The sequence below is a fragment of the Shinella daejeonensis genome (genome assembly GCF_024281235.1).
Lineage (GTDB): Bacteria > Pseudomonadota > Alphaproteobacteria > Rhizobiales > Rhizobiaceae > Shinella > Shinella daejeonensis.
On sequence record NZ_JAHWXY010000014.1, the window covers coordinates 24,205 to 35,314 of the forward strand.

General features: G+C 65.7%; 8 protein-coding genes. 2 read left to right on the forward strand and 6 right to left on the reverse strand.

Annotated elements, in window-relative coordinates; all coding sequences use genetic code 11:
- Positions 1-18: 18 nt before the first annotated feature.
- From KYK29_RS20525 to rocF, 3 genes are all read right to left on the reverse strand, one after another.
- The gene (locus tag KYK29_RS20525; protein ID WP_254692770.1) at positions 19-495 is read right to left on the reverse strand and encodes a chemotaxis protein CheW; all 477 of its coding nucleotides are present in this window, start codon (positions 493-495) and stop codon (positions 19-21) included.
- Positions 496-641: 146 nt separating this feature from the next.
- Complete coding sequence (rocD, locus tag KYK29_RS20530) at positions 642-1,847, reverse strand: ornithine--oxo-acid transaminase (RefSeq protein ID WP_254692771.1); 1,206 nt, start codon at positions 1,845-1,847, stop codon at positions 642-644.
- An 18-nt stretch (positions 1,848-1,865) separates the two neighbouring features.
- The gene (gene rocF / locus KYK29_RS20535) at positions 1,866-2,801 is read right to left on the reverse strand and encodes an arginase (RefSeq protein ID WP_254692772.1); all 936 of its coding nucleotides are present in this window, start codon (positions 2,799-2,801) and stop codon (positions 1,866-1,868) included.
- A 132-nt stretch (positions 2,802-2,933) separates the two neighbouring features.
- On the opposite strand from rocF, the gene KYK29_RS20540 reads away from it, so the two are divergent.
- Entirely contained in the window at positions 2,934-3,374 is a 441-nt protein-coding gene (locus KYK29_RS20540; RefSeq protein WP_254692773.1) for an Lrp/AsnC family transcriptional regulator, read from the forward strand.
- 54 nt (positions 3,375-3,428) lie between these two features.
- On the opposite strand, the gene KYK29_RS20545 is transcribed toward KYK29_RS20540, so the two are convergent.
- The 3 genes from KYK29_RS20545 to KYK29_RS20555 all read right to left on the reverse strand — a co-directional run bounded on the left by KYK29_RS20545 (position 3,429) and on the right by KYK29_RS20555 (position 10,135).
- Entirely contained in the window at positions 3,429-7,601 is a 4,173-nt protein-coding gene (locus tag KYK29_RS20545; protein WP_254692774.1) for a translocation/assembly module TamB domain-containing protein, read from the reverse strand.
- A 104-nt stretch (positions 7,602-7,705) separates the two neighbouring features.
- Entirely contained in the window at positions 7,706-9,625 is a 1,920-nt protein-coding gene (locus tag KYK29_RS20550; protein WP_437437283.1) for an autotransporter assembly complex protein TamA, read from the reverse strand.
- Positions 9,626-9,871: 246 nt separating this feature from the next.
- A complete protein-coding gene (locus KYK29_RS20555) occupies positions 9,872-10,135 on the reverse strand; it encodes a YMGG-like glycine zipper-containing protein (RefSeq protein ID WP_254692775.1) in 264 nt (87 codons plus the stop codon).
- A 459-nt stretch (positions 10,136-10,594) separates the two neighbouring features.
- Between KYK29_RS20555 and KYK29_RS20560 the strand changes: the two genes are divergently transcribed.
- A complete protein-coding gene (locus KYK29_RS20560; protein ID WP_254692776.1) occupies positions 10,595-11,083 on the forward strand; it encodes a (2Fe-2S)-binding protein in 489 nt (162 codons plus the stop codon).
- Positions 11,084-11,110 lie beyond the last annotated feature (27 nt).

Here is an 11,110-nt window from a genome sequence, read left to right on the forward strand (position 1 = left end):
AACCGGCGGAAAGGGTCGTCAGGCCGCCAGGTCTTCCCCGTCGCGTTCCCTGAACATGCGCGACAGATTGAGGAAGCAGATCATGCCATTCTCATGCGCGATGATCCCTTCGGCATAGGTTTTGTCGAAGGACGTCGTCACTTCCGGCACCGGCTGGATCTGCTCGCCGCGAATGGTGAGGATGTCCGACACGCGGTCGACCACGAGTCCGACCACCATATTGTACACTTCTGCAACGACGATGGCGCTGCGCTCGTTGGCGTCGGTGCTCTTCATTCCGAGCTTATGGGCGAGATCAATGATCGGGATCACGCTGCCGCGCAGGTTCATCACCCCGATGACATCCGGCGGCGCATGGGGAATGGGTGTCGACCGGGCCCAGCCGCGAATCTCGCGGATCGTCGTCGTCTTTACGCAGAACTCCTGATCATGCAGGCGGAAGGCGATGATTTCGAGCGTCTCTCCGTCGAAACCGGCTGTGTTGATTGTCGTCATCGAAAAACCCCGAAGCCCCTTGAAAACTGGAACCGATCCTAGACACCGACGGGTTAACATCCTTCAAACGCCGGCGTCCGGCGCAACGGCAAACGAAAAAAGGCCACGCGCCGGCGCAGCCTTTTTCCTTTCCCACAAGTCGCTCCTCAGGCGCGAAGCACCGCCTCGAACTGCTCCAGCGCCCAGTCGACCTGGTCTGCGGTGATGACGAGCGGCGGCGCGATACGGATCGTATCGCCATGCGTATCCTTGGCGAGGATGCCGCGCTCCTTCAGCGCCTCGCAATATTTACGCGCACCGCCGGCGGCGGGATCGAGTTCGACGGCCAGCATCAGGCCGCGCCCGCGCACCTCCTTGACGAGGTTGGAGCGGATGTCATTGAGCCCCGCCTGAAAGCGCTCGCCCATGCGGGCCGAATTGGCGATCATATCCTCCTCGACGAGGACTTTCAGCGCCGCGCGCGCGATGGCGCAGGCCAGCGGATTGCCGCCGAAGGTCGAACCGTGCTGGCCCGGCTTCAGCACACCCAGGACCTCGCTGTTGGAAAGCACCGCCGAGACCGGATAGAAGCCTCCGGACAGAGCCTTTCCGACCAGCGTCACATCCGCTTCCACGCCCTCATGCTCCTCGGCCAGAAGCCGGCCGGTGCGGCCGAGCCCGGTCTGGATCTCGTCGAGGATCAGCGTGATGCCGTGCCGGGTGCAGAGATCGCGCACCGAGGAGAAATAGCCGGCAGGGGGGATGATCACGCCCGCCTCGCCCTGGATGGGCTCGACGAGGAAAGCAACCGTATTCTCGTTGATCGCGGCGCGGAAGGCGTCGATATCGCCGAAAGGCACGGTGCGGAAGCCGGGCGCGAAGGGGCCGAAGCCGGTGCGGGCGTCGGGATCCGTCGAGAAACTCACGATGCCCATGGTGCGGCCGTGGAAGTTGTCGGCGCAGACGATGATTTCCGCCCGGTTCTCCGCCACCCCCTTCACCTCATACCCCCATTTGCGAACCGCCTTCACGGCGGTTTCCACCGCCTCCGCGCCGGAGTTCATCGGCAACACCTTGTGCGAACCGGTCAGCGCGGCGATCTCCTCGTAGAAAAGCGCAAGCTGGTCGTTGCGGAAGGCGCGCGAGGTCAGCGTCAGCTTCCCCGCCTGCTCCACCATCGCCGCGAGGATCTTCGGGTGGCAATGGCCCTGGTTGACGGCCGAATAGGCCGACAGGCAATCGAGATAGCGGTTGCCGTCGATATCCCAGACATGAACACCTTCGCCGCGCGACAGGACCACGTCGAGCGGTTGGTAGTTATGAGCGCCGAGGCGGTGTTCGGCTTCGATCAGGCGCGCGGTCGATGACGTCATCTTGTTCCTCCGGAATAGTCATGCGCTGCGGGTTGGCCGGTCGAGTATCCGGCGCCCGAAAAGGCTGGCGGTCAATTCGACGAGAATGCGGGCGCTCTTGCCCCGGTCGTCGAGAAAGGGATTGAGCTCGACGATATCGAGCGAGGAAACGAGGCCGCTGTCGCAGAGCGTTTCCATGATAAGATGCGCTTCGCGGAAGGTCGCCCCGCCCGGCACGGTCGTGCCGACGCCGGGTGCAAGGTCGGGATCGAGAAAGTCGACGTCGAGGCTCACATGCAGCAAGCCGTTCTGCGCTTTGATACGGTCGACGATCTCGTGCATGATCCGGGCCATGCCGATCTCGTCGATGGAGCGCATGTCGTAGACATTGACGCCCTGTGCGGCGATCTCCTTGCGCTCCCGCGCATCGACGGAACGGATGCCGACCTGGAACACGTTGCCGGGCTCGACCAGCGGGCGATTCTTCTCGAGGATCGGCGCAAACTCGGCCTGACCGCAGAAGAAGGCGACGGGCATGCCGTGCATATTGCCGGAAGGCGAGGTGGCGGGCGAATTGAAATCCGCATGCGCATCGAGCCAGAGCACGAAGAGCGGGCGCCCCTCGTCGGCGGCATGGCGCGCCATGCCGGAAACCGAGCCCATCGAAAGCGCATGATCGCCGCCGAGGATCAGGGGCAGCCGGCCCGAACGGGCAGCGGCATAGACGCTCGCATCCAGCGCCCGGGTAAAGGCCGCCACCGTCTGCAATTCGTTCGCGCCGGGATGGTCGGCAAGGTCGGCGGCCGGCAGCGGGCAGAGATCGCCCTCGTCCTTCACGTCATGGCCGAGTTCGATCAGCGTAGCGTCGATACCGGCGATGCGCAGCGCCGTCGGCCCCATCGCCGCGCCCCGCCGTCCGGAGCCTTCCTCCAGCGGCGCGCCGATCAAGGCGATCTGTTTGCGATTTTCATCCATGCTGCCCCCACGACGGATCACGATACGTTTCTCGTCAGGGTGCATTATCGCCGGTTGCACTGTTGGCAAATAGTGTAAAAACTGACAGATAGTTTGCCAGTTTCAGCATTTTGAGAAGCCGATCCTGACAAAATGGCAAACCTCGACGATCTCGACCGCGCGCTGATCAGCGCGCTCCGCCACAATTCCCGCCTCCCGGTCTCCTCGCTGGCGGCAACGACCGGCGCCTCGCGCGCCACCGTCGCCGCACGCATCGAACGGCTCGTCGCCTCCGGCACCATCGCCGCCTTCACCATCACCACGGGGGCGGAACTGGCGGGAAGCGGCGTGCGGGCCATCGTCATGATCGAGGTTCACGGCAAGATGGCCGACCGGGTCGCCATGCAATTGCGCGGTCTGCCGCAGGTGCGCGCCCTCCATTCCACCAACGGGCGCTGGGATTTCATCGCCGAGCTGGAAGATCGCGATCTCGGCAGTTTCGACGAGACGCTGCATCGCATCCGGCTCATCGACGGCATCACCGTGACCGAGACCAATATCCTGCTGAAGACCACCAAGAATACGCTGGCCTGAAAGACCGGAGCCTATGCCCGCCGGCACCGGGCCGGCCTTTTGCGGCTTTGGCGGTCAGTATTCCTTTTCGTAGAATATGCCCGCGCCGGCATTGCCACCGCTGCCGGCCTCGCCCCGCAACTTCAGCCCGCGCCCGACATCGAGGTTGATCACCGCCTTCGCGCCATTGGTCTCGGGATCCTGCTTCAGTTCGATATAGGTGCGGTCGTTCAGGTATTTTCCGGCCGAAACCTGGGCCCGGCCTTCCGAATCGGTGGTGATGTCGAGATCGTCCACGCCGAGCTTGCTGCGCAGGCTGTTGAGAAGGCCGGTCGAGCGCCCGCCGGCAAGCTCGCTTGCAGCCGCCGCGAGCTGCGCGATCTGCACCGCCGAAAGGTTCGACATCGAGCGATTGAAGATCAGCTGGGCCAGGATTTCGTCCTGCGGCAGCGAGGGCGAAGACATGAAGGTGACGGTCGGATTGCTGGCCACACCGGCGACAGTCACGGAAATCTCGGTCCTGTCGGCCGTGGTGGTGGCCACGAAATTGACCGTCGGCACGAGACCGCCGGCAAAACCGATGGTGGCCGTCGAGAAATCGAGCCGGCGCGTCAGGATCTCCATGCGCCCGCGCTCCAGCTGGAAACCGCCCGAGATGCTGGGATCGGCCGAGGTGCCGGCAATCGTCAGATCGCCGCCGAACTCCGCATTGATGCCGCGCCCGCGCACGAAGACCTGGCCCGGCGCGGTGATGGTGAGATCCAGGCCGATGCCCCGCGTTTCCTTGTCGCCCCCCACGTCCGGCGAAATATCCGCTGCCATCCGCTGTACGTCGGCCGGCGCGTTGCGGTGCCGGATATCGATTTCCGACAGGGTCGCCGGCAATTTCTGCGGAATGGTGATATTGGCCTTCCGGATGGCGATCCTGCCGCCGAGCGACAGGCCCGTCAGCGCCGGTCCCTTGAGGGTAAGGTCGCCCGCAAGCGTGGCAGCGACCAGCGTGCCATCCACATAGGTGATATCGCCAAGCTTGACGGCGACATCGACGGGAAAGCCGCTGTCGGGGGCGATACCGACCGTACCGGTCGCCGAGATCGCCCCGCCGCTCGCCAGTTGGCCGCCGAACTCCTGGATCACCGCCTGCCGCCCGTCGAGCGAGACGCGCAGGGCAAGCTTCTCCACCGCCAGATTGCGCCGGACGTCGACCAGCCGCGCACCGGAGGAGGCGATCGTCCCGGTCACCAGCGGCTGCGCCGCCGTGCCCGAAACGGCAAGATCCACATTGGCATCGCCCGTCAGCACGAATCCCTGCGCCGAAAGCTGGTTCTGCAACAGACTGAACGGCACCGTGCCGTTGAACTTGAGCGAAAGCGGCGTCTGCCCCCCCACGCCGACCGTGCCGCCGCCCTTGAAGAAAAGACCGCCGGCCCCGGTGAGACTGGCGTCCAGACGCAGCCTATTGTCGGCAAAGACGCCGTTTGCGCCGATATCGATCGTCCCGACGCCGGCCGCCCTGGTCTGGCTTGTCGCCGCCCCCTTCCAGTCAAGCGCATAATCGACAGTCGGGCTGGCCGCCTGCCCCTTGACGATCACGGTGCCGTCGATCCGTCCTTCCGCATCGAGGCCCGCGGCGAAATTATTGGCAAGCGCCGCCGGCAGCGCATTGAGCTTCACCGTCAGATCCAGCGCCTCGCCCGCACGGCCGGACGCCGTCACGGAGCCGCTTCCCGTCTCGACGGTGAGCCCGTCGATCCGGGCTGCGCCATCCACCACCTCTATGGTCGTCGGCCGGGCGAGTTTCACGGCGATGCCGCGCGGCTTCGCCTCGAAGGACTGGAGGGCGACGGCAAGTCCCTGCGGCCGCTGCTCCACCCGCCCGCTGGTCGACAGGGGCGCCCCATCGAGCTTTCCAGCAAGTTCGAAGCCGGTATTGGTACCTTCACGCGAGAAATCGAGTCGCAGCGCCTCCAGGCGGTTTTCGCCGGCCGCGACACGGTCGGCCCGGACCGTACCGGTGGCGGCGACCGTCGACAGGTCGGAAATCTCCAGATCGACGGCGGGTTTCACGATGCTCAGCGTGTCGCGGGCAATCGACGAGCCGGCCGCCTGCACGCTCAGCGCCGTCTTGCCGCCGCTGGAGGCAATCTCGACCTGGCCCGCAAGATCGCCTTGCGCCTTTTCGCCGGTCATGGCGGCCAGAAGCCCGAGATCGGGAAAATCGAACCGGATGGTGCCGTCGGGCAGGAAGGCTTCGCTCAGCGACAGCGCCCCCTTCAACGTGTTCGGGCCGATCTCCGCCTCGATCACCGGAACGGTGATCCGCCCCTCCTGCGAGGAAACCGTCGAGCGGACGTTGATCGCCTGACCATCGAGGGCGCCGGTCGCAGTGAGATCGCCGCTCGGCCCCTCCGCAGCCGTCCGTCCGTCGAGCGTGACGACAAGGTCGCTCAGCGTCCGGCCGGACAGCGTCGCGCCGCTTGCCGTCACCTTGCCGGCGATCGCCAGCGTGTCGAGCGGCCCGGACGCCGAAATGTCGAAATCCGCCGTCCCGGAGGCATCGGCCAGAAGCTTGCCGAGGTCGATAACGCTGCCGGCCAGTTTCGCATCGAGCGTGTCTCCGTCGAGCGATACGCCGCCATTGGCCTCCAGCGTGCCGGACTTGACCATCAGATCGCTGAGCCGGAGGGCGCCGCCTGCCGCAAGCGCCAGCCTGCCGTCGACCGCGATGGTGGTGTCGAATTTCCCGGCCAGCGCCTCCGGCAGAACGGCCGGCAGGGCGAAGAGCTTGAAGGCGAGATCCGCCTCGCCGCTTTCCAGCCCGTATCCGCCGGAAAGCGTCCCGCCGATACTGGCGCTCTCGATGGTCGCCGGGTCGAAGGCGATCCGCGCCGGCGTCACGCCGAGCGTCGCGGCGACCTTGACCGGCCCCTTCACGAGACGGTCGAGATCGGGGCTGGAAAACGCCGTCCCGCCGGTCTCGAGAACCGTCTCGATCGATCCGGAGCGGCTGGCGACATCGAAGGCGGCGCTATGGGCCGAAAGCCGCAGGGCGTCGATCCGGCCGGCCGGCAGCGCAAGGGATGAGACCCGCGCGCTCATGTCGAGCACCGCCGCGCTCGCCTCGCCGGCAAGCGTCAGCTCCGCCCCCTCGATCAGAAGGTTGAGGTCGCCTCCGGCAAGCGGCCAGCGGAAATCGACGGGCCCGTCGCGGCCGGCAAGCCGTATTGCAAGATCGTTCTCGCCCCGGGCGCTCGCCGTGCCGGACGCGTCGAGCGTCATCGCCCCGGTCGTCACCCGGCCGCTTTCGATCCGCACCATGTCGGATCCGTCGAAACCCGCGCGCAGGTCGATGCCGGTCTCGCCGGCGAAAAGCGGCCGCAACTGCGGCGGCATCAGCGCATCGAAGGAACCGCCGCCGGTGAGCGCCACCTCATGCAATCCGTTTTCCGCAAGCGCGTGGCTTCCGTCGAGGTGCAGGATTTCCTCGCCGTCGAGCGCGGCGGTCAGCCGGCCCGTCCATTCGGAAAGCGGCCCTTCGCCGGTCAGCCGGATCGCCACGGCGGGCGCGCCCGGCAGCTTCAGGAGGGTCGCCAGGATGCCTCCCTCCGGCTCCCGCACATCGGCCTCCAGCCGCAATTCGTTCCTGTCTGGATCGAAGACGATATCCGCAGCCACGCGCGCCTCCGGCCGCGCCTTTTCCGAAGCGGCGATCTTCGCGGCCATGCGTTCGGCGGCCGCGTCGGCGCTGGCCGAAACGGCGATACGCTGATCCTGCCCGGCGACCGCCGCCGCCACGAAAAGCTCCGGCACCTCGAGCGCGCCGACATGCACTTCCACCGGCAGGGAGAAGCCGCCGCCGGACGACGGGCTCTCGCCGGTCGTCTCGGGAAGGCGCAGCAGGGAAACGGAAGAGGCGGCGATGCGCTCCGCGTCGAACCGGAAGAACAGGAGATCGAGCGGCGACCAGTCGACGGCAAGGTCACGCACCTCCGCATAGACGCCCTTCTGGTCGGAAAGCGTGATCGCATCCGCCCGAAGCCGGCCGGTAAGCAGCCCGGAGGGCGCCTCGATCGTCAGCCCCTGGCCGTTGGCGGCAGCAATCTTCTCCGCTTGCGAGACTGCGAAGCGCGCACCCGTATCGGTAAAGCCGATGAAGCCGAGCAGCAGGAAGGCGACGAGCAGAACCGCCGCGAGGCCGTAACCGGCATAGCGAAGAGCGGGGCGGAGAATTCGGGACAGCCTGTTCATGCCTCATCCATAGCGCGGGGGTACGAAAGAGCGAATCGCCCATACCTGTGTTGTCGCCGATTCCGCCGGACGATCAAGAGTCTGTCCGGCGAATGCGGCGATTGTCAGAATGATTGCCCGATCCCGGCGTAAACGCCGAAGGACGTACCGCCCGGATATTTGTCGAGTGGAACGGCGACGTCGAGCCGCAACGGGCCGAAGGGCGTCGCATAGCGCAGGCCGACGCCCGCGCCGGCGCGGATGTCCTCGAAATCGGGGACCGCGCTGGTGGAGACCGTGCCGACGTCGAGGAAGGGAACGACCCCTATCGTCTCGGTCACGTTGACACGCACTTCCGCCGTTGCATTGACGTAGGAGCGGCCGCCAAGCTGCTTGCCGGCGCCGTTGCGGGGCGAAATCTCCTGATAGCCGTAGCCGCGCACGGTGCCGCCGCCGCCGAGGAAGAACCGGCGGGGCGCGGGAATGTCCGAAAGCGAGCCCACGCCGACGATGGTGCCGGCCGCAAGCTTGCCGGCCAGGACGGTGCGCTCCTCGGAGCCCAGCGCCTTGTAGCCGGTAATCGCGCCCTCGAAGCTGGAAAACAGCGTTCCGCGCTCGGTCTCGTAGCTCGGCTTGGCATTGATCAGCGCCCGATAGCCCTTGGTCGGGTTGAGCTTGTCGTCGCGGGTGTCGCGCACGTATTCGATCGGGATGGCGACCGTCAGATAGGTATTCTTGCCGAAGGCGTCATCGACATCGCTCCACATGACCTCGCCGCCGGCGCTGACCGTATCGACATCGGAAAGCTCAACACTCACGCCCGCCGCGCCGGTGAAGGTCAGCGCCTGATAGGCGTCAGGATCGACATAGGCCGCCTTGAGGCTGGCATTGAACGTCGTGGCGGGGCCGAAAGCGCCCGGCTTGGAAAAGAGGATGGCGCTCGAATAGTCGAGATCGCCGAAGCGTCCCTCGCCGATGCGGTTGATCGCGCCCTCGACGCGCAGCGATTCCGCCCGGCCGAACAGGTTGCGGTGACCCCAGTAGCCCTGCAACCCGAGGCCGTCGGTATTGGAGACCTGCGCGCCGAAGCCGAAATAGCGATGCTTGCCCTCGGAAACCTCGATGGTCATCGGCAGCGATCCGTCGGGGGCAAGCGCCGTCGCCTCGCGGATCGTCACGCTGGAAAAGACGCCGAGCTGGCGCAATCTGTCGGCCGCCTTGGCGAGCGCCTCCGGCGAATAGGGCTGGCCCGCGTTGATGCGTGAATAGCTCGCCACGAAATCCGCATCGACGGTTTTCGTGCCGGTGACCCCCACCGCGCCGACCGGCGCGACCGGGCCGCCCTCCGCGGCGATCACCACATCCACCGTCTGCGTGCGGTGATCGGCCGTGGCGTTGCGCTCGGTAAGCTTGGCGAAGGGACGGCCTTCGGCCTTCAGGTCGGCGACGATCTTCTCGCCGGCCTTCAGGATGAGGATGGAATCCGCCGGCTCTCCCGGCGTGATGCCGTAATCGGCGGGGTTGCGGCCCTCCGCATCGCCCGAGAAGGCGACCTCGCCGAAGGCGAAGACCGGCCCCGGCCGTACGCGAACGGTGACGGGAACGGGGCCCTGGTGCGCAAATTCCGGATTGGGCGGCAGCCGGTCGAGATCCTCCCCGGCGATGGTCACCTCCACCACGCCGCCGTAACGGGCCTTTTCATAGAGCGCGGCGAGAATGCGGTCGCGGTCGTCACGCGCCTTGATGACCAGGCCGAGATCGCCGGAAACCGGCTTTTCCTCGTCCATCTTGAGCATCGAGGCGTTTTCGACGACGTCCTTCAGTTCCTCGTCGGAACCGGCGTCCAGGGTGAGCGTATAGGACACCGGGTCGATGACCGTCGGCTCGTCCTCATCCTTCTCGAAGAATTTCCAGCCGAAGATTTCGAAGGCATGGGCAGGCGTCGCCGCCATCGGCACGCAGAAAAGCGCCGCCGCCGCAACCAGCACGGTGCCCGCCTTGAGAAACGCAATACTCTTTTCCAGCCGGTTCACGATGCCCCACATTGGCTGTTGTCCGCCGCCTCTATTCCTCGAGTGGGAAGCCAGGCTTCGCCACGAACTTCGGAAACCCCGTCACATCCGGGGCGTCAGGCTGGAAAAGACCCTAACGTGTTAGGTTTTCCGTAAGATTAACGCCGTTCTACACGGACAGGCCGGCAATTTGAAGCGCTTGTGGAAATTTCACCGGTGTGGGCGCATGGAAAGGCCCCGGGGCTCGCCCGGGGCCTTTCCGGATCCGATCCCGGCAGGTCAGTAACCACGCGGGCAGGAATCGATGTAGCGGCGGCCGTAGCGGTCGCGGTAATAGCACTGGCCGGGCTGTTCCGAAACGGAACCGATGACGGCGCCAGAAACACCGCCGATGGCCGCGCCGACGGCCGCGCCACGAACGTTGCCGGTGACCGCGCCGCCGATGATTGCGCCGGAAGCTGCGCCGATACCCGCGCCCTTCTCCGTCGCCGTGCAGCCTGCAACCGAAAGTCCGACCAGGACAAGCGCAATGACTTTCTTCATGAAGGTGTTCTCCAATGTTGTGCAGCGGCCGTTCATGCCGGGCACGCGCATCCCCTTATTACTCAAGGCAACACACCGCATCCGTCTACGACAGCGAGGTCTGTCCAAAATCGAAAATATAGTCCGGAACGGGGAAGTCCATGGCGGCCGGCTATTTTTTTGATCGGAACGTCGACCGGGGCGTTCTTTCGTCCCCGTCCTTCCGCCGGATGGCGCGAATTTCCCGGCCCGCGAAAAGTATCGGTTGATCGGCGGTCGAAAAAGACAAATGATGCTTCCGGCCGATGCCGCCGCCATGCGGGAGAACGGCGAGATGGGCATCGGAACGGCCGCAAGCGCCAGCGCGAGCGGAAAAGCAGGCCACCGGGTCGCCCGGTCCGACGCCACGCCTGTGAATGCAGGCAGCCACGGTCCGCCCGAGCGACCGTCCCGGTGAGGATAACCGCCAGGGAGGAGCGAATGGCGAAAGTTACGATGACCGTCAACGGGCGAAAGGTCGCGAAGGAGTGCGAGGACCGCACGCTTCTCGTCCATTTCATACGCGAGAATCTGGGCCTGACCGGAACCCATGTCGGCTGCGACACCTCCCAGTGCGGCGCCTGCGTCGTGCATATGGACGGCAAGGCCGTGAAGAGCTGTTCCATCCTGGCGGCCCAGGCCGCCGGCTCCGAGATCCTCACCATCGAGGGGCTGGCCGCCAATGGCGAACTTCACCCCGTCCAGGCCGCCTTCCGGCAGAATCACGGCCTGCAATGCGGCTTCTGCACGCCGGGCATGGTGATGACCGCCGTCGACATGATCAATCGCTACGGTGCCGTTCTCGATGAGAAAACCGTGCGGGAGAACCTTGAAGGCAACATCTGTCGATGCACCGGCTACCACAACATCGTGAAAGCCATTCTCGCCGCCGCCACGGAAATGGGCGCGGCTCGACAGGCCGCGGAATAGACGCGGGACTGTAACCGGGAGGAGATG

What these genes read in the sequence shown, in the direction of transcription:
- KYK29_RS20525 (WP_254692770.1), bottom strand. Translation starts at nt 495, where the DNA reads ATGACGACAATCAACACAGCCGGTTTCGACGGAGAGACGCTCGAAATC.
- rocD (WP_254692771.1), bottom strand. Translation starts at nt 1,847, where the DNA reads ATGACGTCATCGACCGCGCGCCTGATCGAAGCCGAACACCGCCTCGGC.
- rocF (WP_254692772.1), bottom strand. Translation starts at nt 2,801, where the DNA reads ATGGATGAAAATCGCAAACAGATCGCCTTGATCGGCGCGCCGCTGGAG.
- KYK29_RS20540 (WP_254692773.1), top strand. Translation starts at nt 2,934, where the DNA reads ATGGCAAACCTCGACGATCTCGACCGCGCGCTGATCAGCGCGCTCCGC.
- KYK29_RS20545 (WP_254692774.1), bottom strand. Translation starts at nt 7,601, where the DNA reads ATGAACAGGCTGTCCCGAATTCTCCGCCCCGCTCTTCGCTATGCCGGT.
- KYK29_RS20550 (WP_437437283.1), bottom strand. Translation starts at nt 9,625, where the DNA reads ATGTGGGGCATCGTGAACCGGCTGGAAAAGAGTATTGCGTTTCTCAAG.
- KYK29_RS20555 (WP_254692775.1), bottom strand. Translation starts at nt 10,135, where the DNA reads ATGAAGAAAGTCATTGCGCTTGTCCTGGTCGGACTTTCGGTTGCAGGC.
- KYK29_RS20560 (WP_254692776.1), top strand. Translation starts at nt 10,595, where the DNA reads ATGGCGAAAGTTACGATGACCGTCAACGGGCGAAAGGTCGCGAAGGAG.